A 24,586-nucleotide genomic window follows, 5' to 3' on the forward strand; every position below is an offset into this window, starting at 1 on the left:
GGTCTCTACAGATGGGCAAGGAAACGGGATTTCTCGAACTCGACCGCGTGGATCGCACCTATGCGGACCCGGCGGAACGTCTGCAGCACTACAAGGAATTCGTGATTCCGCACACCGAGGACGGACTGCGTTCGCAGGCGTCGCGGTGCATGAATTGCGGCATTCCCTATTGTCATAACGGCTGTCCGGTGAACAACATCATCCCGGACTGGAACCACATGACCTATGAAGGGGACTGGAAGGAAGCGCTGGTCACGCTGCACTCCACCAACAACTTCCCCGAATTCACCGGCCGCATCTGCCCCGCCCCTTGCGAGGCGGCGTGCACGCTGAACATCGTCGACCAGCCGGTCACCATCAAGTCGATCGAATGTGCGATCGTCGACAAGGGGTGGGAAAACGACTGGATCAAGCCGCAGGTTCCGGAAAAGAAGACCGGCAAGTCGGTTGCCGTCGTCGGTTCCGGTCCCGCCGGCATGGCCTGCGCGCAGCAGCTTGCCCGCGCCGGCCACTCCGTTACGTTGTTCGAGAAGAATGACCGTATCGGCGGCCTGCTTCGCTACGGCATTCCCGACTTCAAGATGGAAAAGCACCTCATCAACCGCCGCGCGGCGCAGATGGAGGCGGAAGGCGTCAACTTCCGCACCTCGACCGAGGTGGGCGTGGACATCACGCTGAAGACGCTGAAGGAAAATTTCGACGCAGTCGTCCTTTCGGGCGGCGCGGAAGATGCGCGCACGCTCGACATTCCGGGTTCGGAAATGAGCGGCGTTCGCCTCGCCATGGAATTCCTGACGCAGCAGAACAAGCGCAACGCGGGTGACGACGAACAGCGTGCTGCCCCGCGCGGAACGCTGACCGCGACCGGCAAGCACGTGATCGTCATCGGCGGCGGCGACACCGGTTCGGACTGCGTCGGCACGTCGAACCGGCAGGGCGCGGCCAGCGTCACGCAGATCGAGATCATGCCCAAGCCTCCCGAACGGGAAGACAAGGCGATGACCTGGCCGAACTGGCCGCTCAAGCTGCGCACGTCGTCCAGCCACGAGGAAGGCGTCGACCGCGACTGGGCGATCCTGACCAAGCGTGTCGTTGGCGAAAACGGCAAGGTGACCGGCCTCGAATGCGTCCGCATCGAGTGGGAAGGCCGCGAGATGAAGGAAGTGCCTGGCAGCGAATTCACGCTGAAGGCCGACCTGATCCTGCTCGCCATGGGCTTCGTCGGTCCGAAGAAGTCGGGCATGCTCGACAAGTCGGGTCTTGAGTACGACGCGCGCGGCAATGTCTCGGCGAATACGGAAGACTACAAGACGAGCGAAGACAACGTCTGGGCCTGCGGCGATATGCGTCGCGGCCAGAGCCTCGTTGTCTGGGCCATCCGCGAAGGTCGCCAATGCGCACGCAGCGTCGATCTCGCGCTAATGGGCGAGACCGAACTGCCGCGCTGATCGGCTGGATCATACCGGTTAAAGAAAGGGCGCGCTCCGGAAACGGGCGCGCCTTTTTTCTTAGGTACAGCCTTGCGCAAATCAGGCGCGATGGCGACATGGCCTGCCATGACGCTCAAAGACACACTCTCGCCGACGTACCTTCAGCAACTCGGCTCCCTTTCCAGCTGGTTGCGCAAGGCGCAGGCCCAGTTCGGCGAGGATAAAGCCGATGCGCTGCTGTCGGCCCGGCTGGCGCCGGACATGCTGCCCCTTTCGACACAAGTGCGCTTCGCCTGCGTGCAGGCCGTAGAGGGGATGTACCGCCTTCGAGGCGAGGATTTTCCGCCGCTGATTGAAGAACTGCTCGATGAAGGCCGCCATGCAGGCGAAGTGCCGGGAACGATGTCGGATGCCTTGGCGCGGATCGATCAGGTTACCGCATTGGTGGCGGAATTGGCCTTACCCGAGTTGAAGGAAGCGGACGCTCGTCCTGTCGCGCATGCCCTGCCGATGGGCATCATCTTCGATCTTACGCTGGAGCAATACGTGCGGGACTGGGCCGTGCCGCAGTTCTACTTCCACGTGATGATAGCCTATGCGATTCTACGCGCGCAGGGCGCCGATCTGGGTAAGGCGGACTTCGTCGCGCATATGTTCGGCTATGTCAGGCCCGGGACGTTGCCCGAAGGCATGGGCGGGGCCTGAAGCCAGTAACGTGGTTTGTGTGACTTAGGCGGCGACCGCGAAGCCGCCGCCTTGTCGTCGACCCGATCTGTCGGACCCACTGTCCACGATCCGGCCCGTCCTTGAGCGGAATGCCTTTGGCGCCAAGCGCCACTGCAAAGGCGGATAAGCGAACCTATCCGCCTCCACCGCTCAATACATGTGCTGGCCGCCGTTGATGCTCAGCGTCGAACCGGTCACGAAAGTCGCTTCCTCGGATGCGAAGAACGCGACGCCGCGGGCGATTTCGTCGGCATGGCCAAGGCGGCCGACCGGGATCTTCTGGATGATCTTTTCCAGAACCGGTTCGGGCACGGCGGCAACCATGTCGGTGTCGATATAGCCCGGCGCAATCGCGTTGACCGTCACGCCGTACTTGGCGCCTTCCTGTGCCAGCGCCTTGGTAAACCCGTGGATGCCCGATTTTGCTGCGGCATAGTTGACCTGGCCGTACTGCCCCGCCTGTCCGTTTACGGAACCGATGTTGACGATCCGGCCCCAGCCGCGTTCCCGCATGCCGGGAAATGTTGCCTTCGCCATGTTGAAGCAGCCGCCGAGGTTGATGCGCATCACCTCGTTCCAGTCTTCCCACGTCATCTTGTGCAGCACGCCGTCGCGCGTGATGCCGGCATTGTTGACGACAACGTCGATCGGGCCGAGATCTTCGGCGATCCTGGCGCAGCCGGCGATAACCGCATCGTGATCGCCCACGTCGAACTTGTAGGCCGGGATGCCGGTACGGTCGGTGAATTCCTTGGCCCTGGCGTCGTTGCCGGCGTAGTTCGCGGCGACAGTCATGCCCATTTGCTGGAGAGCGAGGCTGATACCTTCGCCGATGCCGCGGCTTCCTCCAGTAACGACTGCAACTCTACTCATCGGTATAATTCCCTTCAGTTGCTCTCCTCGACCCTCAGCCTATTGACCGCGGGCCATGTCCACAAGCGGACTTTCGTAGGGTTCGCTTGCCGCAGCAATTTCTATGTTGCAATGCAGCATAACGCAAGCATCCTTTTCGCACCTGCGAAATAGGCAATTGGTCTAGGTAGCCCCCCAGCGTGTCCGCCCGGCGCGACCTAAAGCATCGATATGTGAAAGCAGCGCGACAGGGCGCGATCAGAAGCGGAAACGCGTTCCCACGTATACGGACTGGCTATCCTGCTGTCCGTCGGTCAGCGTCGTCAGCCGGTCACGTTCCGAAGAGTAGCGGATACCCGCCGTCACCTTCAGATTGTCCGCAACGCGATAGGCGCCGCCGACATCGACCGACATTTCGCCCGCGCCACCAAAAGTGCGCGGAGCGCTGCCGGGCAGGGCCGAATCGGCATCAAGCTCGACAGTGGGGCTGAACTTGCTCTTGCCCGAAGCCGCCTTGGCGGGGGTGAAGCTGCGCAGGTCGGGTGCGCTGATGTCGGCGATTTCGCCGGGCATCGTCAGGGTGCGCGTGCCGGCTTCGGCCGCAGTGGCCGAACCTTGCGCGAAGCTTTGGTAGCCGCGCGCGACACCGAGATTGAATGCAACCGGATCCAGCCCCGCGATGCCGCGACCGGCTTCGGCCGCAGGCTTGCGGCTCGAGATCGCGCGGGCCGTTTCGGCATCGACGCGAACGGCCACGGTGACAGAACGCGAACCGCGCTGTGCCGCACCGGCGGGCGTGAAGCGGAACAGGCTGCCGCTGATGTCGCCGCGCGCATCGCTGGCGCGGCGCAGGCTGGCCATCAGTTTCGGATCGACCGACGCGGGCGTGAATGCGCCAAGGCCGCCATCGCCCGATACGTTCAGTTCATCGAGAGTGAACGAGCCGGAGGAAACCGCGGCTACCGCCGACGACAGGCCGATCACGCAAGCAGTGCCGGCGAGCAGGCCAGTGCCTGCACGCAGCGCGCGCCGCCATTTCGTGTCGAACCCCGAAGCCATCTCGGCCACTACCTCCTCGAACGATCGGTTACGTCTAGACCCGACGTTTGTTCCCGACCCGGCAATAACGCCGCATTAAGCACCTATAATCGCTCCACCAACCCGGTTTGCCAAGCAATTCCTGCTGTCAAAAGCGATTCCGTTCCAACATGTTGCACGGAATCGACAGACTCGGTTTTCAGCCAGCTTCGGTTAAGCATCGCGGCGCCTAATGCTGTGCGGCGCGGCGCCCGTTTACCCGTGCTGCGGCGTTAAGCAAGTGACATAACATGTCCCGCGATACGGCACGGCGCTTGCCGCCCGCGCCTGTGCGGGATAGAGCGCTCCCACACAGAAGTTTTCGGCCAAGGACAAAGAGACTCGATGACCGGCATGACCAACCGAACCACATTCGTGAAAATGCTGCTGGCAACCGGTGCGCTGGCCGCGCTTTCCGCCTGCGGCGGCAGCCGGGACGAGGTCAAGGCCGACCTTGCCGCCAGCAAGGTGACGACGATCGGCGTGAACGCCTATCTCTGGCGCGCCAGCCTCGACACGTTGAGCTTCGCGCCGCTGGTGCAGGCCGATTCGAACGGCGGCGTGATCGTGACGGACTGGTACACGAACCCCGCCAATCCCGGCGAACGGATGAAGGTGAGCGTCGCCATCCTCGACCAGGACCTGCGCGCCGATGCGCTGCGCGTATCCGCCAGCCGCGAAGTTTCGCAGGGCGGCGTATGGGTCGCATCGCCGGTGCAGGCCGCCACCATCCAGAAACTGGAAGGCATCATTCTCACCCGCGCGCGCGAACTGCGCCGCGACGCGCTGACCGGCTGATCGGTTCTCGGGGCATTCGAAGATGACTGAAGAGCGTTTCGATCCGTCGGCCGCCGACGGGCGCTGGCAGCGCGCGTGGGACGAGGCAGAAGTATTCCGCGCCGATTCGAACAGCGACAAGCCGAAGAGCTACGTGCTGGAGATGTTCCCCTATCCTTCGGGGCGCATCCACATCGGCCACGTGCGCAATTATACGATGGGCGACGTGCTGGCCCGCTTCAAGGCGATGACCGGCCACGAGGTTCTGCACCCGATGGGCTGGGATGCTTTCGGCATGCCGGCCGAAAACGCCGCCATGGAAAAGGGCGTGCACCCCGGCGGCTGGACGCGCGAGAACATCGCCAACATGAAGGCGCAGCTTCAGCGCCTCGGCTTCGCGCTCGACTGGAGCCGCGAGTTCGCGACCTGCGATGCCGAATACTACGGCCACGAACAGGCGCTCTTCCTGTCGTTCTATGAAAACGGCCTTGTCTATCGCCGCGAATCGGCGGTGAACTGGGACCCAGTCGACATGACCGTGCTGGCCAACGAACAGGTCATCGACGGACGCGGCTGGCGTTCGGGCGCGCTGGTGGAAAAGCGCAAGCTTTCCCAGTGGTTCCTCAAGATCACGCAGTTCGCAGACGATTTGCTCGACGGTCTTGGCGCGCTCGACAAGTGGCCTGAAAAGGTCCGGTTGATGCAGGAAAACTGGATCGGCAAGTCGACAGGAATGCAGGCCCATTTCAAGGGCAGCAATTTCGACGAGACGATCGAGGTCTATACCACGCGTCCCGACACGATCTTCGGCGCTAGCTTCGTGGCCGTTGCCGCCGATCACCCGATCGCACAGGCGCTGGCCGATACCAACCACGAGGCTGCGGACTTCATCAAGCTCTGCAAGGCCGGCGGCACCACCGCGGCCGAGCTGGAAACGGCGGAGAAGCTGGGCTTCGATACGGGCCTGAAAGTCGCACACCCCTTTACGGGCGAGGATATTCCGGTCTGGATCGCGAACTTCGTGTTGATGGATTACGGCACCGGCGCGATCATGGCGGTGCCGGGCCACGACCAGCGCGACTTTGAGTTCGCCACCAAGTACGGCTTGCCCATCAAGCGCGTCGTCGCGGCCAGCAAGGCCGATGCGGACAAGCCTTTCGATGGCGAGGCCGAGGCGGGCGAAGGGATCGTCGTCAATTCCGACTTCCTGACGGGCCTTTCGGTCGAAGACGCGAAGACCGCGATCATCACCCGCGCTGCCGAAGACGGCTGGGGTGTTCCCAAGACGCAGTATCGCCTCCGCGACTGGGGCGTTTCGCGTCAGCGGTACTGGGGCACGCCGATCCCGATGATCCACTGCGAGGGATGCGGCGTCGTGCCGGTGCCTGCGGATCAGCTTCCGGTCACGCTGCCCGATGACGTGGACTTCAAGACGCCGGGTAACCCGCTCGACCGTCATCCCACGTGGAAGCATGTCGATTGCCCGAAGTGCGGTGCAAAGGCGCGGCGCGAAACCGACACGCTGGACACGTTCGCCGATTCCAGCTGGTACTTCCTGCGCTTCGCCAGCCAGCCGGGCGACAAGCCCTTCGACGCAGCCGAAGTCGCCAAGTGGCTGCCGGTAAACCAGTACATCGGCGGGATCGAACACGCGATCCTGCACTTGCTCTACGCCCGCTTCTGGACGCGTGCGCTTGCCCATTGCGGCATGATCGAGGTGAAGGAACCCTTCGCCCAGCTCTTCACGCAAGGCATGGTCACGCATGAGACTTACGAGCGTAAGGTCGATGGCCGTCCGGTGTATTTCAGCCCGAGCGAGGTCCTGCGCGACGGCAATGGCGCGACCTTGAAGGACGACGGCAAGCCGGTGGAAATCGGCCGCGTCATCAAGATGTCGAAGTCGAAGAAGAACGTCGTCGACCCCGACGAGATCGTGGCGCAGTACGGTGCGGACGCGGTGCGCTGGTTCATGCTTTCCGACAGCCCGCCCGAACGCGACCTGCCGTGGAGCGAGGCGGGCATCGAGGGCTGTGGCCGTTTCGTGCAGCGCCTGTGGCGCCTGTTCGGCCAGTACGACCCGAATGCCGAAGGCGACGACAAGGCTCTTGCCCGCAAGATGCACCAGACCATCGCCGCCTTTGCAGACGACATCGAGGCGCTCTCCTTCAACAAGGCGGTCGCCCGCATCTACGAGCTGACCAATGCCGCCGAAAAGGCCGCGCCATCGGCCAGCCGCAGCGAGACGATCCGCGCGCTGATGCTGCTCGTTGCGCCTATGATGCCGCACTTGTCGGAGGAGGCTTGGTCGCGCGCCGGCATGGAAGGGCTCATCGCCGAAGCTGCTTGGCCTGCCTATGAAGAGGCCATGCTGGTTGAGGACGAAGTGACCATCGCCGTTCAGGTGAAGGGCAAGCTTCGCGATACGCTGACGGTGGCCAAGGGAACCGGCAAGGACGAGCTGGAGGCGCTTGCGCTCGCCAGCGAGAAAGTCCAGCGTAACATCGATGGAGCGCCCGTCCGCAAGGTGATCGTGGTGCCCGACAGGCTGGTGAACATCGTCGTCTGATGCGCTTTCTCGTTCTTGCCCTTTCGCTTTCCGGCGCGCTGATGCTGTCCGCATGCGGACTGTCGCCCATGTACGCGGGCGGCGGCGACGGGCGGGTGGCGCAGGGGCTTGCCTCGGTCAGCGTCTCGCCGATTGCCGGACAGCAGGGCTGGCTGATGCGCGATGCCCTGGTCGAGCGGCTTGGCGATGGCGGGGCGGGCACGCGTTACCGGCTCGACGTGCGGCTGGATGACCAGCTGGAGGGCCTTGGCCTGCTTGGCGACGATACCATCGGTCGCGAACGGCGCACGCTGCGCGCGCGCTACCGGCTCGTCGATCTGACCACGGGCGAGACCATGCTGGACGCCACCGCCGGTTCGGATGCGGGCATCGATGTCGTGTCGAGCGAATACGCGACGATCGCGGCAGAGCAGACGGCCCTTGAAAACCTGACCAGGGAAGTGGCGCAGATCATCGTCACCAACGTTGCGCTGCACTTGCGTTCTGCCGGCTAGCCGATGAAGGCGACGCAGCGCAATTTTGCCAAACTCGCCAGCGGCGCGGCCCGCGATGCCCGCATCTTCTTCTTCTGCGGAAACGACGAGGCCGGCGCCCATGCGGCAGCGGGAAAGATCGTCGCCATGCTGCCCGAACCCGGCGAGAAGGTGGAGATCGACGGTGGCGATCTGAAGCGCGATCCCGTGCGCCTGGCCGACGAGACCCGCTCCACCTCGCTCTTCGGCGACAGGCGCTATATTTTCGTTCGCGCCAATGGCGATGAAGCGCACGATGCCCTGAAGATTCTGATCGACAGTTCGCCCGCCGAGATCGCGGCCGGCTGGCCTGTCCTCGTTGTCGCCAGCAACGCGACAGACAAGTCGCGCACGGCAAAATTGCTGGAAAAGCGCGACGATGCGCTTGTCGTCATGTTCTATCCTCCCGATCTCTCGTCGGTCACGACGGAAGTGCGCCGCATGGCGGACGCGGCGGGCTTGCGGATGGGTTCGGAACTGGCGCAGCGGATCGCCGCTTCGGTCGGTCTCGATGTGCGCATGGCCTCGTCCGAGGTGGAAAAGCTCGCGCTCTATCTCGATGCCGACGCTCAGGCGCCGCGAAGCGTGACGGCTGCCGATCTCGACGCCATCGCCGCAGAGACCGAAGATGACGGCATGATGCCGCTGGTCGATGCGGTCTTGTCCGGCGACGCGACGAAAGTGCCCGGCGAACTGGCGCGGTTCCACCAGTTGAACCTGAACCCCGTCGGTACGGTGCTGGCGATGGAACGACGCGTGGCGCAACTGGCGCAGCTCGCAGCACGAATGGGGCCGAGCGGCGATGTGGCAGGCTTTGTCGCGGGCGAAGTGCAATCACGCCGCCTGTTCTTTCGCGATCAGCCTGCCGTGACGCAGCAGTTGCAAAGATGGAGCGGGCCGCGTCTGGCGCGGCTTGGCGAAAAGCTGGTCGAACTGCACCGCGCACTCCTGGCCGATAGCCAGGCCGCGCCGCTCTTGTTCTCGGCAGGTTGCGCCGAGATCGCACGGGCCGCGCGGCCGCGTCGGCAAACACCCTAAAGCACGGTCTTCGGGAACCGAGGTCCGGGCCGACCATTATGGCGGATCGGCAAGCATGGTTACAAAGCTTGGCTTCGCAACCACGGTAAAGTACGTAGTTGCCGGATAATACCTAAAAAGACAGCACGGCGGTCCGCGTTTCTATGAACATTCAGGCCAAGGTTCCGGCCAATCGTTCTGCCGCAGCCCCGTCTGCGACAAAGGCTCTGCCGTTGCAGGAAGGCGATGTCGGTGCCCCAAATCATGCCTTGTCGGGTTTCCAGACTGTCCGCTCTTTGGAAAAGCGCCGGTTGCAGTGTTACCTGATGATGATGATCGGCGATCTGGTCGCTATCGCCATCGGGTTCGCCATCGGCAGCTTCGTTCGCAACGGGATACCCCACGCGCCAGAGGCGATGCGCCAAGCGCAATTGTTGGCCCCGATTTTTCTGACGGTCGCGCTGTATAACCGCTGCTATTCGGTATCCGCGCTCGCATCGTACATCCAATCGGCCGGGCGGGTGATCCAGGCTTTGCTCCTTGCAACGGGCATCGTTCTGTTGATCGCATTTTTCAGCAAGACTGGCGGACTCTACTCACGCATGACCTTCGCCGCCGGTATCATCGCGACCGCCGGAACCCTGATGGGCATGCGCTACCTGATGCGCGGTGTCGTCTCGTGGCGTTGTGGTGCTCAGGTGGAGAATGTTCTGATCGTCGAGGACGAGGGCCCCGAAATAGATTTGCCCACCGCCCACCGCGTCAGTGCCGCGCAACACGGACTATTGCCGGACATTGCGGACCCGCATGCGCTGGATCGCCTGAGCCGGTGGCTGAGTCCGATGGACCGCGTCATCGTGTCCTGCACGAATGCGCGGCGCCGGGCTTGGGCGATGGCGCTGAAGGGGCTTTCGGTCGAAGGCGAGATTATCGACGACGACGTCAAGGCGCTGGGCGCTCTTGGCGCGCGCAGCGCGGGTGGCCATGGCCTGCTGCTGGTCTCGCACAGACCGCTCAGTCTTCGCGATCGCGCGTTGAAGCGCGGGCTGGATCTTGCGATCAGCATCCCGGCGCTCATCGTGATTTCTCCGTTACTCATCGTCGTGGCAGTCGCAATTCGCATGGAAGATGGCGGTCCGGCCATGTTCGTCCAGAAACGGACGGGGCGGGGCAACCGGATATTCTCGATCTACAAGTTCCGATCGATGAAGGTGAGCCGCGAAGATACCGGGGGCGTTACCTCGGCCAGCCGTGAAGACGAGCGTTTGACCCGGCTGGGCCGCTTCGTTCGTCGCACGTCCATCGACGAGCTGCCCCAGCTGTTCAACGTGGTGAAAGGCGATATGAGCCTTGTCGGCCCACGGCCTCATGCCCTTGCCTCGCGCGCGGGGCAGACCCTGTTCTGGGATATCGACGACCGGTATTTGCAGCGCCACTCGCTGAGACCCGGTCTGACCGGGCTGGCGCAAGTGCGGGGCTATCGCGGGGCGACCGATTCGGAAAACGATCTGGTGATGCGGCTTCAGGCCGATCTGCATTATCTAGACGGATGGTCGATCTGGAAAGATATCGGGATACTTATGGCTACCCTGCGCGTTGTGATCCACGAAAAGGCGTTTTGAAGCCGTATCGCTGCCGGTTTTTGGCTTACGGATTCCGTTTGCAGGTGCGGTAAATAGTGATTTACATATCAACCGTTCTTGGACACAATGCGTTCAAATAGATTTGCTGGAGTTTGAAACATATGCGCGCTCTCAAGATGATGACCAGCGTTGCCGCTGCCGCTAGCCTTGCCCTTTCGGGTGCCGCCTATGCCGCCAACACCCAGTCGGTAAACATGCTTCCGAAGTCGAGCTACGCGAAGCGCGCAGCTGCTCCGGCTGCCGCGTCGAGCGAAGTTGCTGCCAAGAAGGGCAGCGCAATCCTTCTGGGCATCATCGGTCTTGCCGCTTTCATTGGCGGTGTCGTGATCCTGGCCGACGGTGATGACGAAGCTGATACGGGCATGACCCCCGGCTGATCATTCGATCACTGCTGAATTTGTGAAAAGCCTCGACGAAAGCCGGGGCTTTTTGCTTTTCTGCGAACGGTTGAATTGAAACATTCGGGATTGATTGCATGAGGGGCGTTTCGCACCGGAAAGAGCCGGTCATGGGCGGTGCATTGGCGGCGATGCTGCTGCTTGGCGCGGCGATCGTCCTCGGTGGCGGCGGCTCGCCGAATCCTTTGACCGAGATTCTCCTGCAACTCGCATCCGCGGTAATCGGCATATGGTGGTTGTTGGGTCCGGGCCGGTTCCAAGGACACCCGCCGGTTGCGGTTTATTGGCTTGCCGCGCTGGCGCTCGCATTGCCCGTCTTGCACCTGATACCTCTGCCTCCCGCAATCTGGCATTCGCTGCCCGGCCGTGAAGGCGAACTAGCTGCGCTCGATCTGGTCGGCGCCTCCGACGTGTGGATGCCGATATCGTTGGTCCCCTCGGCAACTCTCGCTTCGTTGCTGGCAATTCTGCCGCCGCTTTTGCTGTTGGCGATGGTCTCGGTGCTCCACGGCCGGGGGCGGGACTGGATGCTTTTCGCAGTTGTCCTGGGTGGTTTCGCGACTCTTGCGCTTGGCGCGGCGCAACTGGCAAGCGGGGGGCGTGCATTGCCGATGTACGACTATGCCCATTCCGGCTGGCTGATAGGATTTCAGGCCAATCGGAATGCCACGGTCGATTTGCTGTTGATCGCGATGCTCGCGCTTGCGGCCTTGGCACCCCGTATCCGGATTCGCGGGCACGGGGCGGTGTTGCTCTGGTCGGGACTTGCCCTACTTGCTTTGGGTGCGGTTCTCACCGGTTCGCGTGCGGGAATCGCGCTTCTACTGCCGGTCCTTGGCGTTTGCTTCATCATGTCCGAACGGGGGCGCATGCGCCTTGGCCGGGCATTCGTGATCGCGGGTGGGGCGGCTGTTGTCCTCGCGATGGTCGCAGTGGTTGCGATTTCGACCGTTCCCGCCTTTCGCCGCGTTGTTGCACGGTTCGACGCTTCCAGCGACCTGCGTTTCCAGATCTGGCCCGATGCGTGGAACGCGATGCAGGGTTATTGGCCGGTCGGCGGCGGTGTGGGGGCATTCGCGCAACTGATCCGCCCGTACGAGCGGCTTGAGGCGGTCGGCGCGCTGACGATCAATCGTGCGCATAACGATTACCTGGAATGGATGATCGAAGCAGGCGCTCCGGGACTGGTCATCCTGCTTGCCGGCATGGTCTTGATCGCCTGGATCGCGGTCCAGAGCTTTCGTAGCGGCGAAAGTCCTGCCGGACATAGGTATTTTGCGCTTGGTACGCTCGCCATTGTTGCAGCACACTCATTGGTGGACTACCCCCTGCGTTCGATGTCGCTTGCATGTCTTGTCGCCATGGCGGTGGGCATGTTGACCGCCCCTGATGGGGCGCGGGGGCGAGGAAAGGTTTCTACTACGTGATTATCCGCCATATTCCGCTGATCGCGCTCGCCGCGCTTGGCGTTACCGGGTGCCAGCGAACGGTCGCATCGCATTTGCCGACCGACGATGCCGCCTATACCGCGATCGCCGTCACACCTGAGATTGCCCGCCCGTCGACCTACACGCTTCGGCCCGGTGACCGCATCGACGTGAACGTTTTCAAGGAAGCCGAATTCAGCGCCAGCAAGATGCTGGTTGACCAGTCGGGTAACGTTACCCTGCCGTTGATCGGTACCATGCGGGCAGAGGGGATGAGCGCCGACGATTTCGCCCGGGCGGTGGAATCGAAACTGGCCGCGACATATCTGCGCAGCCCGCGGGTCAGCGTCCTGATCGACACCCCGGCCCTGGCCAGCATTTCGGTAGAAGGCGAGGTGAAGCAACCCGGCGTCTACGAAGTCGCACCGGGTTCGACCTTGCTTACCGCGATGGCCTTGGCACGCAGTCCGTCCGACGTTGCCAAACTGGATGAAGTGATGATTTTCCGCACGGTGAATGGGGAACGGTTCGGTGGCAGGTTCGACCTTGCCGCGATCCGCGCCGGTCGTGTTCCGGACCCGCAGATCCTGCCCGGAGATTCAATTGTCGTCGGCTATTCGCAGGCGCGTGGCATGTTTCAGGATTTCCTGAAGACCACACCGTTGCTCAACGTCTTGGTCCGTTACTGACCGCCCTGATTTGCAAGAGCCTGGAAATCGAATGAACACGCTGACTCGCGCAAACGAAGCGCAGCTGATCCGCACCCAAGGCCGTTACTCCGAAGCATACGGAGACAGCGCGGGCCTGGCGATCGGGGCATTGATCCGGACAACGCTGGCAGTCGCGCGCCGGAACATCGTGGCCATTGCGCTGATCTTGGCGGCTTCCGTTGCACTGGCAGTCGCGATGACGATGCTCGACACGCCACGCTACACCGCAACCACGACGGTGCAGATCAACGATCAGAGTGACAGTGTGCTGGGCGACGACCTGGAAACGCAGAGCACTGCAAACTCCTCGTGGGACGTCGATCGCTTTCTGAATACCCAGCTGTCGATCTTGCAAAGCCGGGGCGTGGCGCAACGCGTGGCAAATCGCCTGAACCTCTATGACGATCCGGCATTCTATGCCGCAATGGAAATGGAGCCGCCGCAGGGTAACCTCGCGCGCGATGTGCGCGAAAAGATCGTCGTGGGCCTGCTGCGCGGTAATATGAACAGCAATCTGCCCCGCGAAACACGGATTGCGCAGATCAACTTCACCAGCACCGACCCGGCCTATTCCGCACGCATCGCCAATGCCTTTGCCGAGGAATTCATTCAGTCCAGCCTGCAGCGCCGTTACGACAGTTCTTCCTATGCCCGCGAATTCATTTCCGACCAGCTGGAAGAGGCGCGGGCCAGGCTTGAGGCATCGGAGCGCGAAGTGAATGCCTATGCCCGCGAAGCCGGGTTGATCCGCTCTCGCACCAGCGATGACGAGGGATCGGGCAGCGCTAGCAGCGTCACCGTCGACAGCCTTTCGCAATTGACCGAAGCCGCCAACCTTGCCCGTGCGCAAAGGGTCGCCGCCGAATCGCGCTGGCGGATCGAATCGGCCAAGCCGCTGCTGACGTCCGGCGCGGTCCAGGCCAGCCCCACCGTGCAGCAATTGCTGCAGCGGCGGTCGGAACTGGCCGCGCGCCTTGAAACCCTGCGTGGCCGATACCTCGACGATTACCCCGAGATCGTGCAGTTGCAGAACGAACTGGACGCGGTGGATCGCCAGTTGACCGAGGTGGCGAACACGATTCGCAACGGTGTCCGCTCCGATTACGAAGCGGCCCTGCAAACCGAGAGCAACTTGCGCAACCAGGTCGCAGCCTTGCAGGCGGATACACTGGCGGAACAGGATCGCTCGGTGCGCTACAATACGCTGGCGAGAGAGGCCGATACCAACCGGTCGCTTTATGACGGCCTGCTGCAGCGGTTCCGTGAACTGAATGCTTCAGCCGGGATCGCAACCAGTAACCTCGCAATCATCGACCGGGCCGAAATTCCTTCCGTGCCGACGTCGCCGAACCTCATCAGCAACCTGCTCGTCGCGCTTTTGGCGGGCATTGTTCTTGCCGCGGCCTACGTGTTCCTGCGCGAACAGCTCGACGATGCGATCCGCGTGCCCGAAGATATCGAGGCTAAGGTCGAAATGCCCCTGTTGGGCGTAATCCCCGCAGCGACGGGCGACGATCCCGCCGGCGATCTCAGCGACCCCAAGTCGCCGATTTCAGAGGCGTACAACTCGCTTCGCGGGCAGTTGCTTTATTCCACCGCTGATGGGTTGCCGCGCATCCTGCTGGTGACCAGCTCGCAACCGTCCGAAGGCAAGACAACGACCAGCACAGCCATCGCCACGGGCCTTGCCCGCATGGGCAAGCGCGTTGTGCTGATCGACGCGGATCTTCGGCGACCGTCCGCGCACAAGCGCTACGGTCTGACCAACAGGCACGGCCTGTCCGGCCTGTTGACCGGCGCCGATACGCTTTCGCCGGAAACGGTGCACGGGGTTGGCGACAATCTTGCAGTCATCACCTCCGGCCCGATTCCGCCCAGCCCGACCGAACTGCTGACCGGCCCGCGCCTGGCGGCCTTGCTGGAAGAGCTTTCGGCACGGTACGATTGCGTGATCCTGGACAGTCCGCCGATCCTCGGCCTTGCCGATGCGCCGGTCTTGTCGGCGCTGGCGGACGGCGTGGTCTTCGTCATCGAATCGGATCGTGCGCGCGGCGGCATGCTGAAAACGGCCATTCGCCGTCTGCGGGCAATGAACCCGGTCATCCTTGGTGCGGTGCTGACCAAATTCGATCCGCAAAAGGGATCGAACCGGTATTCCGAATACTACGGATATGAATACTATCGCTATTCCAGCACGGACCATGCCGAAGCCTGAGGCACGCCGCGGCGGTTGGCGCTGGGCGCTGGCGGGCCTGGCCCTGGTTGCGGCGGTCGTCGCAACGCAGAGCGGGCTAGACCGGCTTTCGCGCAAGACCCCGCAGCTGGAACGATTGGTCGCCGGGCCTTTTCGCGCAAATGCCGCGTTGATGCGCGGGCGGATCGACACCGCTTTCGGGCGCGATGACGCGGCAACGGCTTCTGCGGTGCAGGCAGTGCGCGCGATGCCCATCGATTCAGCCAGCGCCGGATTGTTGGGCGCGATCCTGCTTCGCCGTGAAGAGCCTGCCGCTGCCGACGCGGCATTTCGGGTCGCCGCGGCGGGCGGCTGGCGCGACATGGCGACGCAAATTTACTGGACCGAACAGTCGGCGATCGTCGGCGAATGGGATCTTGCCGCGGCGCGGCTGGATGCCATGCTGCGTGCACGACCAGACATGCCGCAGGCGGTGCAATTGCGCGATGCGTTTGAGGCCGATCCGGCAGGGCGTATGGCGCTGGCCCACAGCATCGGCCAGCGCCCCAACTGGTTGCCGGGCTATCTGACCATCAACGCCCGGATCGAGCCTGCGGCATTGCGCCGCCGGGCCGAAGTGCTGCTGCTTGCGGCCCGCGAAAGTGCGCCGCTCGGGTGTGATATCCTGACCGGATTTACGCTCGGGCTGATCGACAAGGGAATGTTTGATGCAGCGAACCGGGTCTGGGGCGCGCATTGTCCGAGGGGCGGGCGCATCACCGACCTGAACGATCCGGATTTTGACCGGTTGAGCACGGATCGCGTCCCGGCAGGCTGGACCGTTGCCACGGGCGGCGACGTCTACGTTTCGCCAATATGGGCCGACGGCGCCGGGGTTTCTGCGCAGAACAGCGGCCGTGCGGCAAAGGCGGTCTTGCAGCAACCCGTTGCGCTGGGCGCAGGCACAAGAACGGTTCGCTGGACCGCAAGTGAGGGCGGACGCGTCACCGACCGAGTGGGCGTGTCGCTGGATTGTGGGCAACCCACCCGACCGCAGATCGGCGGCAGCGAACGATCGGTCGCGATACCCGACTGCTCGGTCCAGACCCTTTCGATATGGCTAACACCCGGCGCCGGGCCGGTTTCCATTCAGAAGATCGAGGTCATCAACCCCTGAGGCCCCGGCTGCGAACTTTGCTGGCCGGGTTGCCGCGATAGATCGTATCTGCCTCTGCATTGCCGAACAAAGCCCCGCGCGCGGCGAGCACGGACCCGTCCTCCATCGATACACCCGGTCCCACAAACGCTTCTGCCGCGATCCAGCACCCAGCCCCGATCCGAACCGGCCGGAGAATCAGCTGAAAATTGGAGTCGCGCACGTCATGCGTGCTGGCGCAGATGTGCGCACGTTGCGACACGATGGCACGGGGGCCGATCGCGATGCGGCCCTGATTATACAGGATCGCGCCCGGTCCGATCAGGCATTGATCGCCAAGTTCAAGTTTGCCCGGATGCCAGATTCGCACGCTGGCGTGGACCCTTGCACCCCTGCCGACCCGTGCGCCAAATGCACGAAGGACCAGGCGGCGCCAGCCATGCAGCGGGGGTGGTGTAAAGCGGGCCAGTATCAGCCACGCCAAGCCCCAAACTACGCGGAAGAGCCGATTTCCCAGCGAAAAGCTGGCTCCGCCCTCCATCGGTTTTGCCTTTGCGGCATCGAGCACTTTAGTCATAGCCTGTCCCCGTTTGCCAGCAGGCCATCGTAAAACATTCGCCATTTGCACGCTATCGCTTCGCTCGAAAACGGGCCGGAAGTCAGCGCGATCGCGGCGGCGCGCATCGATTGCCAACTCTCCAGTGGCATGGCCAGCGCCTTCGTTAGGGCATTCGCGATGCTCTGTGCGTCGAACCGGCTGTCCAACGCTGCGCCAGCCGCGAATCCTTCTGGCAGATTGCATTCCTCGCTCATGATCGTGGGCACGCCGGCGGCCCAAGATTCGAGGATGGCCATTGGCAGCCCCTCGCTGTGCGAAGGCAGGACCGTGAAACGAGCCGATGCGATTAGCGCCGCCTTTTCAGCGCCGTAACATGGGCCGATGAAAGCGATGTCGGCCGTCGATCGGGCCAGCCGCGCCTGCAATTGCGCGACGTCGGCATCGTCCCCCCAGCCCGCGATGGACAGGCAGGCCCCCCGCGGCAAAGCCTTGTTGCCTTGCGCGACCTCCCACGCGTCGATCAGCGCGAGCAAGTTCTTCTTTGCGTGAATGCGCCCCAGATAAACGACATGCGGTGGCGGTAACCCGGTCGCGTTGCCGGTCGCCGAGATGGCGGGGGCAGGGTTGGCAATCACGATGCTGTCGCCCCGTCCCGTTTCGCGGGCGACATCCTCTGCTTCTTTCACGGTTAGCGCATGGAAAGCATCTGCGGCACGCCAACTGGCCGATTCATAGCCAGCCCGGGCCAGCGCTTTCTTCGATCGCCCATGCGAGGTGATCCAGCGATCGAGCATCCCGTGCGGAGAGATGACATAGGGCCGCCCCGTTCGCCGCGCCCAGACGGTCGCCGCGCGAGAGGGGTACATCCAGATGCCATGCAGGTGCAGGATATCGATCCGGGCGGCCAGCAATGCCCGGATCATGCCGGGTGCGTACCCGATCATTCGCGGCCCGGAAACCGGCAGCAAGGCAAGCTCGACGCCGTCGAGCCGCACGCGTGCCTCGTCACTGTGCGCATCGTCCAGGGTAACGACGACCGGGGTCATGCCCAGCCTGTCGATCAACCCGGCATGTTGGACGACGGCCTCTGCCACGCCGCCGCCAAGCCGGGAGGCAGACGCGGTCAGCAATCCGATCCTGCGTCGTTCAGCCATGACCTTGCGGCATGGACGCGGCCAGCCTGCGCCGGCGAGCCGCAGGCGTTTCCGTATGGTCGATAGGATCGGGCGCGAACGCATCGCCGGATCCATCCCCGCGCGCAAAGATCCGGTGGACGCCAAGCGCGCGTGCGATCAGCCATGTCAGGGCCAGTGGCATGACATAGAAGGCGACCTGTTTGACGAAAGAGGCAATCGAGCCGTCGCGGAACGTGATGATCGCCGTACCCAGGACGGTACAGTAAATCCCCACGACCCAGACGTCCCGTCGAGACCGCGCGAACCATCGATACAAACGTCCATAGACGAAGCCGTAGAACGCGCAGTTTATGATGACGCCGAGGAAGCCGAGGCCATACCAGCCAACGCCGATGATAGAGAACGTGATGCCGATCGGCTGACCATATTCCCACAGGTTGATCATCCGGATCGGAGGGCCGACCGGCTTGCCGGGCCAGAGGCGTCGAGGAATCGGTTCGGTGAAAACCTGAAGCTGTTCGATGAAATAATCGTGGGTTCCCGAATGGCGCGGCACTGCCCAGACAACGTATTCAAGAAATTCGAGGTTGCCGAAGTCCATGTGATCGAGAGGATTGTCGGTCTTGAACCCCTGATGATAGGCAGCTTCGGCCTGCCTGCCGACGAACATTTCCCGGATGCCTGCGCCGCGATCCTTGCCCACCATGATGAAGCCCGCGGCGATAATCAGGCCGACGCTCACCATCGCCGCAGTAGGCCATTTCTTTCGGGTTTCGAACAACCAGAACAGGATCAACACGGCGGCGGCGAACACGAATGACTGACGCCCGCCGGTTCCCGCGCGAAGAATGAAAAACATGAAAAATGGGGCGAAAGCCCAGAGGCGGAATCGGAATACCCAGGCGAACATGGCCGAAATCGTGGCCAGAACCAGCGGAATTTCCCGCATGTAGCCGATGCCCTCGGTATTCACCGAAATGCCATTGGCGGCCATGACCATTGTGTCTTCGTCGAACGCCTGGGTCTGCCAGATCTGCATGGTGGCATAGAGGCCGATCGGCACCAGCAGGACCATCATCGCCACGAACGGGACCAGTATGGCCCGCATCTGGGCGCGGTAGCGTTCCGGCGACCCTTCCTGGATAACCTCGTTCCCGAACCGCATCACCACGGCCATGAACGTGACCAGCCCCAACATGCATGCAGCGATCGCGTTCACCTTGTCGGCGGGCGATGGGTTGAATTCGTAGATCTGGTAGATGCGGGTAAAGCCTCCCATCCGGGCGACGATCGGACGGAACATGAAAACGAAACCGTAGAAGAGCAGGAAAAAGCTGCCCGGATGGAACGCAGAAGCCGCTGGATGCCGGGCGTACCAGACGGCGACCGCGACAAACAGAATGGCGTTGAAAGCCAGCAAGGCATCGTAGAACGTCATGCCCATGCCGCCGCCATCGGGGGCATCGCTGTGCTATCGGGGATATAGGCGGGATCGAGCACCGCCTCGCCGAAAATTTCGGTCGCTCTGCGTTTTCCCCCTGCATTCCAGCCCTGCCATGCGCCCGCGCTTGCCTCGACAGATTTCTTGCCGCGGATCACCGGATCCTCAAGCCCGAAATTATGCTGTTTTTCGCCGAATTTCAGCATCTCGGGGTGATAGGACAGGCCCACCGCTTCCATCGCCTTCGTCAAGGCCGCTTCGGGGTATGCGCAAAGCTCTGCGTAGTGCAGCCGCCCGCAGCGATCCGGGTGCGATGCGGCAAATGCATCCAGCTTGCCCGCACATTGCCGGGCATAGATCAATGCGGCCTCGAAAGGATCATCGATGTCGACGAACTTCCATCCGCGCTTCCAGATCGAATGCGCGATATCGAGTGGATGGCGGGAAATCAGGATGTAGCGCGGACGGGCATCGAACAGCCGATCGATCTCCTCCGCGATTTGCAGATACTGCGGCGTTTTATCGGCCCAAATCGCCTTGCCCTGCGAAAGCCGGAATGCCTCGTGCAACGAAGAAGCCTTGCGTGCCAGATCGTTGCGCATTTCCGCCGCGCCGAAACCGAACCCTTCGTATCCGGCCGCCGTCTCTTCATCCTGCATCATCTCGACATAGCGCGCGATGTAGAAGGTTTCCGGCGGGCAGGCGATGTCAGGGTGCGAATTGATCATCCGGCGTACCAGTGACGTTCCCGAACGATGGGCACCCAGCAGAAAAAGCGGATGATCGCAGCGAACGCTTTCGTCGACCAGAACGGGCTTTTCCTGAACGATCAGCCGGGGCCTGCCGACATAGGACTTTATCCTGTTGTAATACCAGCGGAAAGAGCCCATCAAACGTCCTAGTCGAGACTGCAATTGGTTTGATAGAAGCGCACATCGACATCGACAAGCCCCGGATCGGCGGCCATGACGATGAAACGCAATTGCTAGACAGGCGGCAAACCCATCTTGCGCAGAACTATCGTCTTCGTCTGGGAAAATTTCGGACCGATGCATCTCGACCGTCTGCGCGCGATGGCCAACGCCGGTTACGACGTGCTGGGCGTGGAATTCAAACCGTCCAGCGAAATCTATGGTTGGGACAGGGTGGCAGAGGAATGCGATGGGCTGCGCATCGCAACGCTTTGCGACGACGAAGAGCGGGTTGGTCACCGCGCGCTCGCGTCCCGGCTCGTTCGCGTCATACGCCAATCGGGCGCGAGGGACGTGTTCCTTTGCCACTATGAGCGACCGGCCATCGCGATGGCGGTGATGCGTCTTCGCATTGCGGGTGTGCGCTGTTACGCGATGTTCGATTCAAAGTTCGACGACTACGCCCGGATCATGGTGCGCGAAATCGGCAAGCGCGCCCTGATGGCCCCCTATTGCGGCGCGTTGACCGCCACGGAGCGGTCGCGTGACTATCTGCGGTTCCTCGGTGTCGATGCCAGTCGGATCGCGCTGGGTTACGATACGATCGATATCGAACGCATGGCGGCGCAGGCGCAAATGGGCGCGACGCTACCGTTCGTGGATCGCGATTTCCTGATCGTCGCGAGGCTGGTTGAGAAAAAGAACATTGCCGCCGCGATTGGTGCCCTTGCGCGATGCACGGACCCACACGTCGCCTTGCGCCGACTGCGCATCGTGGGCGAAGGTCCGCTAGACGCGACCCTGCGCACACACGCCGCAGAACTGGGCGTGGAAGATCGGGTGATTTTCGAGGGAGCGCTGCAAAGTCCCGCTGTGTCCGGCAAGATGCGGAACGCCCTGGCGCTGATCCTGCCCAGCGTGGAGGAGCAGTTCGGCCTTGTCGTTAACGAGGCTCTGGCACTCGGGCTTCCGGCCCTGGTGTCGACGCGGGCCGGCGCGGCCGATGTGCTGGTCGAAAATCTGGGCAACGGCGTGTTGATCGATCCGGACGACGAAATGCAGATCGCAATGGCCATGTCATTCGTTGCAGAGAGCGAGGAGCGTCACGCACTTATGTCGCGGCGTGCACTGGCAAGTGCCGAGCGGGGCGATGTGCGCCATTTCGTGGCGGGGGTTGCCCGGCTTTTGGAAAGCTGACGGCCCGCCCGGCACAATGCCGAACGGGCCGCCGACGCATCACCCGCGCGAAACCCTGGCCGCGATGCCAAGGTTCCCTGCCGCAATTGTCGCGCCGGTGGAGTTCACCACCGCCACGCTTACGGTATCGGCACCGGTCTGACGCCACGAAAGGGTCCGCCCACCCGGATCGGACGTGGGCGAAACTTGCCAGAAATCACCCCAAGCCGCGCCGGTTGCGGTAACGGTCGCCTCGAAGATGTCGCCAGCGACAAGTTCGGGAACGGCGATCGTTGCCGAGGCCGTCAGGTCGGTACTGTTGGCCGCGTGATATTCCATCTCGTCCCACCGCCCCTGCTGGCGCGAATAGCGCAGGCGGATGTAGTCGTGCACGTCCGACAGGAGGCGATCCTTCGCAAGGCGCAGACCCGTGCCGTTCTTGGGAAAGCGGAAGACACCTGTCGACGAATGCTTCGCGATGAACACTTCCTGCCCGTCTACATATCCGTTGTCGGGATTGTTGCTGATCCAGGCGTCCAGCGTAACGTCGAACGAGCCCTCCTGATTGTTGTTCAGGCTGATCCGGTCACTTACCGGTGACAGTTTGCCTCCTCCGTGCAGGTGCTGGGTTGTGCCGCCATAGGATCGCCCGCCGAAGTTGGGTGTGGCGAAAATGCCAGCTTGTGCGATCAGGGGAAACGACTTTGGCGTACCGTCCTGGCAAATCACCCCGGTCGAGGCACCATTGCCGCTCCACCATATCGTGCAGGATGGGGCATCGAAATATCCCCGCCAACGCAGGACTGCCGGCGCAGAGCGGCCCTGAAGCCGGGCAAGCTCTGTTCGCGTGCAGCGAACCGTCACGTTGATGTTGCTGGCAGGCGGAACGAATTCGTCAGTGTCGCCGCCGGTGATCTGCTTCGTCAGCGAATCCACACCGATCAGCAACGGCGGCTCGGCCACGACTCTGTCGACCACGTATTCGATCCGCAGGTCGATGTCGGCCATGCCGCCGTATTGCGGATCATTGCCTTGCAGGATGAGCCCTGAGTCGATCAGTTCAAGGTCGCCGCGAATCTGTCCGCCGCCCAGGATGACCGAAGGGACACTAGTGATGCGAACATTGCGGAACGTCAGCCAAGGGATCGCCGCGTCCGGATCGCGCCAACGCTTCAATACCGAATAGGGATTGCCGAAGAAGATCGCAGCGCCGCCGCTATACCCCTGCAGGCCGAGCTGTGAGCAATCGTATATTTCGGTATCCGCCACCAGCGTTCCGGGGGCCTGTTCGCCGCCAAAGCCCTCGATCGCCTGCCAGCTGTCACCGATGGAACCGTCGATGAACGACCAGCCATAGCGCCCCCCGGGATTGAAACAGCTGCCGTTCGAGCCCGACAGATGGCAACCGACCAGCTTCTGCTCATCCGGCCCGGTGCCACCGATGTAGTAACTTTCGCCCTTGAACCCGGTTATGGTGCAGTCTTCCAGCCAGATCGTGCCGGCCCGGCTGTCCTGAATAGCCAGTCCCTTGTCGCTGGTATCCCAACCCTTGCCGGTATCGATGTCGATAGCCTTCCAGACCGGGCCTTCCTCGGTATCGCGAACACGGTCCCCGATCAGGTCCATGCCTTTCATGTGGAACGTTTCGATCTGCCAGCCACCTTCGGGACGGGCACCGTGGCCTGCGTCGCCGAACAGCTTTATGCCGCCTCCGCGCCAGACCTTGGGCGTGGGATCGGAGGGAGACGTATCGACAAGCTGCCAGGTGTCGTTGCCATTGGCGCCATCCTGACCGACGAAGTACAGCGCGGTGCGCCCCGTCAGGCTGAAGAGCGACGCAGTGGCCGTGATCGCGATCGGATGGCCATCGCGGGCGGCGCCCTGGTTCGCCGCAGTCGCGCGCTCTGTCGCCCACAGTTCGTACTCGCGCTGGGCGAAGGCATAGCGGGTCAGGCCGACCGCAGCGCCGTACTGGAACATGGCCTGGATGGCAGGCTGGCTATTGGCGCCACGACCGCCGGGCGCGCCGAACATCTCCGGCTCCAGAACCCCGTTCGTCGGGGCAAGGCGGAATACGCGGCCATCGGCGTTGACGTGGCAGGCCAGCGGGTGGGCGTCCGCCATAGCCGCATTGCAAAGCGCGTCGCAGACATAGCGGGCCGCGCCTTTGCCGGGTGCCTGATAGCCGCTGGTTTCGAACTGGCCGAGATTGGCAGGAAGCGCACGCTGACGCATGGCAGACAGCGGCGCGGCATTGCCAAGGTCGGCCCGCGCGGCCAGCCCGCGTGCGAGAATGTCCACCCCGCTCATTGCGCCACCCGATAGGTGACGGCGCCGCTGGCAAGGGCAAAGTCGAGATAGAAGGCTGCGCCTTCCTCTGTTTCGACCCACACAGTTTCATTGGCATTGGCGGAAAACACCGCCCATGCCGAACCGGCCAGCGTGAGCGGAAACCGCGTCACCCCACCATCGACGGAGCGCAGAACCGATACGGTACCGGTCCAGTCGCCCGAAAGGGTGAGGACGATGCCGCGTCCGGTAATCGCATCGAACGGACCGGCGTCGGCAATGCCGGTTGCGGTTCCTTCCAGCGGATCGGGTACCGTGACCGGGTCGGCACCGGATCCACCGCCGCCGACAGAACCCCCAAGAACCGTTACAGGCAGGGGGCTGGCGGCAGACACGGTGGCAAAGTCACCATTCGCGTCGGCCATACCCATGGCAAAGGCTGGGGCATAGCCGGATGGAAGCGAGATGGGGGGTGGGTTCTGAGGCATACGGGTTCCTTCGATTCGCGTTTTGTTTCGAGAAACCCGGGTTCATTATGCACGCAGCCAACTGTAGGAAAATAAAAAGTTTTCCATGACGCCCTTGCGCGCGGTCAGGTAGGCCGTGAAAT

The 24,586-nt window shown here is 62.8% G+C and carries 21 protein-coding genes; 13 read left to right on the forward strand and 8 right to left on the reverse strand.

Annotated features, from left to right (window positions below; translation table 11 throughout):
• The first annotated feature begins 11 nt into the window (after positions 1 to 11).
• Positions 12 to 1,448, forward strand: coding sequence for a glutamate synthase subunit beta (locus A7A77_RS11720; protein ID WP_066558211.1), 1,437 nt, complete (start codon positions 12 to 14; stop codon positions 1,446 to 1,448).
• A 108-nt stretch (positions 1,449 to 1,556) separates the two neighbouring features.
• Positions 1,557 to 2,135 (forward strand): DUF1993 domain-containing protein, encoded by a 579-nt coding sequence (locus tag A7A77_RS11725; RefSeq protein WP_066558496.1) that lies wholly within the window; start codon positions 1,557 to 1,559, stop codon positions 2,133 to 2,135.
• A gap of 171 nt (positions 2,136 to 2,306) precedes the next feature.
• Here the strand turns inward: A7A77_RS11725 and phbB are convergent, their stop codons facing one another.
• Positions 2,307 to 3,029: an acetoacetyl-CoA reductase gene (gene phbB, locus A7A77_RS11730; protein WP_066558212.1), complete on the reverse strand. Its 723-nt coding sequence runs from the start codon at positions 3,027 to 3,029 to the stop codon at positions 2,307 to 2,309.
• 237 nt (positions 3,030 to 3,266) lie between these two features.
• A complete protein-coding gene (locus tag A7A77_RS11735; protein ID WP_066558215.1) occupies positions 3,267 to 4,067 on the reverse strand; it encodes a hypothetical protein in 801 nt (266 codons plus the stop codon).
• 372 nt (positions 4,068 to 4,439) lie between these two features.
• Here A7A77_RS11735 and A7A77_RS11740 point away from each other — a divergent pair, with 372 nt between their 5' ends.
• From A7A77_RS11740 to A7A77_RS11785, 10 genes are all read left to right on the forward strand, one after another.
• On the forward strand, positions 4,440 to 4,883 hold the full coding sequence (locus A7A77_RS11740) for a DUF3576 domain-containing protein (protein WP_156500539.1): 444 nt from the start codon (positions 4,440 to 4,442) through the stop codon (positions 4,881 to 4,883).
• Positions 4,884 to 4,905: 22 nt separating this feature from the next.
• Positions 4,906 to 7,428, forward strand: a complete 2,523-nt coding sequence (leuS, locus tag A7A77_RS11745; RefSeq protein ID WP_066558221.1) for a leucine--tRNA ligase — start codon at positions 4,906 to 4,908, stop codon at positions 7,426 to 7,428.
• On the forward strand, positions 7,428 to 7,922 hold the full coding sequence (gene lptE / locus A7A77_RS11750; RefSeq protein ID WP_066558224.1) for an LPS assembly lipoprotein LptE: 495 nt from the start codon (positions 7,428 to 7,430) through the stop codon (positions 7,920 to 7,922). The genes leuS and lptE overlap by 1 nt, the downstream gene beginning before the upstream one ends.
• A gap of 3 nt (positions 7,923 to 7,925) precedes the next feature.
• Positions 7,926 to 8,978 (forward strand): DNA polymerase III subunit delta, encoded by a 1,053-nt coding sequence (gene holA, locus A7A77_RS11755; protein WP_066558227.1) that lies wholly within the window; start codon positions 7,926 to 7,928, stop codon positions 8,976 to 8,978.
• A 143-nt stretch (positions 8,979 to 9,121) separates the two neighbouring features.
• Positions 9,122 to 10,579, forward strand: a complete 1,458-nt coding sequence (locus tag A7A77_RS11760) for a sugar transferase (protein ID WP_245638463.1) — start codon at positions 9,122 to 9,124, stop codon at positions 10,577 to 10,579.
• Positions 10,580 to 10,701: 122 nt separating this feature from the next.
• Positions 10,702 to 10,977, forward strand: coding sequence for a hypothetical protein (locus A7A77_RS11765; protein ID WP_066558234.1), 276 nt, complete (start codon positions 10,702 to 10,704; stop codon positions 10,975 to 10,977).
• A gap of 98 nt (positions 10,978 to 11,075) precedes the next feature.
• Positions 11,076 to 12,425 (forward strand): O-antigen ligase family protein, encoded by a 1,350-nt coding sequence (locus tag A7A77_RS11770; protein ID WP_082836087.1) that lies wholly within the window; start codon positions 11,076 to 11,078, stop codon positions 12,423 to 12,425.
• Complete coding sequence (locus A7A77_RS11775) at positions 12,422 to 13,114, forward strand: polysaccharide biosynthesis/export family protein (RefSeq protein WP_066558241.1); 693 nt, start codon at positions 12,422 to 12,424, stop codon at positions 13,112 to 13,114. The genes A7A77_RS11770 and A7A77_RS11775 overlap by 4 nt, the downstream gene beginning before the upstream one ends.
• A gap of 31 nt (positions 13,115 to 13,145) precedes the next feature.
• Positions 13,146 to 15,350 (forward strand): GumC family protein, encoded by a 2,205-nt coding sequence (locus A7A77_RS11780; RefSeq protein WP_082836088.1) that lies wholly within the window; start codon positions 13,146 to 13,148, stop codon positions 15,348 to 15,350.
• Positions 15,337 to 16,485 carry a hypothetical protein gene (locus tag A7A77_RS11785; RefSeq protein ID WP_066558244.1) on the forward strand — a complete coding sequence of 383 codons (1,149 nt, stop codon included), beginning with the start codon at positions 15,337 to 15,339 and terminating at the stop codon, positions 16,483 to 16,485. Before A7A77_RS11780 ends, A7A77_RS11785 begins: the two co-directional genes overlap by 14 nt.
• Here the strand turns inward: A7A77_RS11785 and A7A77_RS11790 are convergent.
• The 4 genes from A7A77_RS11790 to A7A77_RS11805 are packed head-to-tail and all read right to left on the reverse strand — an operon-like array spanning position 16,475 to position 20,490.
• Positions 16,475 to 17,041, reverse strand: a complete 567-nt coding sequence (locus tag A7A77_RS11790) for an LbetaH domain-containing protein (RefSeq protein WP_066558246.1) — start codon at positions 17,039 to 17,041, stop codon at positions 16,475 to 16,477. The two genes, A7A77_RS11785 and A7A77_RS11790, sit on opposite strands and share 11 nt — an antisense overlap.
• Positions 17,038 to 18,177 carry a glycosyltransferase gene (locus tag A7A77_RS11795; protein WP_066558249.1) on the reverse strand — a complete coding sequence of 380 codons (1,140 nt, stop codon included), beginning with the start codon at positions 18,175 to 18,177 and terminating at the stop codon, positions 17,038 to 17,040. Before A7A77_RS11795 ends, A7A77_RS11790 begins: the two co-directional genes overlap by 4 nt.
• On the reverse strand, positions 18,170 to 19,603 hold the full coding sequence (locus A7A77_RS11800; protein ID WP_066558251.1) for an O-antigen polymerase: 1,434 nt from the start codon (positions 19,601 to 19,603) through the stop codon (positions 18,170 to 18,172). The genes A7A77_RS11795 and A7A77_RS11800 overlap by 8 nt, the downstream gene beginning before the upstream one ends.
• Positions 19,594 to 20,490 carry a sulfotransferase family protein gene (locus tag A7A77_RS11805; RefSeq protein WP_066558254.1) on the reverse strand — a complete coding sequence of 299 codons (897 nt, stop codon included), beginning with the start codon at positions 20,488 to 20,490 and terminating at the stop codon, positions 19,594 to 19,596. Before A7A77_RS11805 ends, A7A77_RS11800 begins: the two co-directional genes overlap by 10 nt.
• Positions 20,491 to 20,607: 117 nt before the next feature.
• On the opposite strand from A7A77_RS11805, the gene A7A77_RS11810 reads away from it, so the two are divergent.
• Positions 20,608 to 21,708 carry a glycosyltransferase family 4 protein gene (locus A7A77_RS11810; protein WP_172799900.1) on the forward strand — a complete coding sequence of 367 codons (1,101 nt, stop codon included), beginning with the start codon at positions 20,608 to 20,610 and terminating at the stop codon, positions 21,706 to 21,708.
• 39 nt (positions 21,709 to 21,747) lie between these two features.
• On the opposite strand, the gene A7A77_RS11815 is transcribed toward A7A77_RS11810, so the two are convergent.
• Positions 21,748 to 23,997: a hypothetical protein gene (locus A7A77_RS11815; RefSeq protein WP_066558261.1), complete on the reverse strand. Its 2,250-nt coding sequence runs from the start codon at positions 23,995 to 23,997 to the stop codon at positions 21,748 to 21,750.
• A complete protein-coding gene (locus A7A77_RS11820) occupies positions 23,994 to 24,464 on the reverse strand; it encodes a hypothetical protein (protein ID WP_156500541.1) in 471 nt (156 codons plus the stop codon). Before A7A77_RS11820 ends, A7A77_RS11815 begins: the two co-directional genes overlap by 4 nt.
• Positions 24,465 to 24,586 lie beyond the last annotated feature (122 nt).

The sequence above is a fragment of the Croceicoccus bisphenolivorans genome (genome assembly GCF_001634625.1).
GTDB lineage: Bacteria > Pseudomonadota > Alphaproteobacteria > Sphingomonadales > Sphingomonadaceae > Croceicoccus > Croceicoccus bisphenolivorans.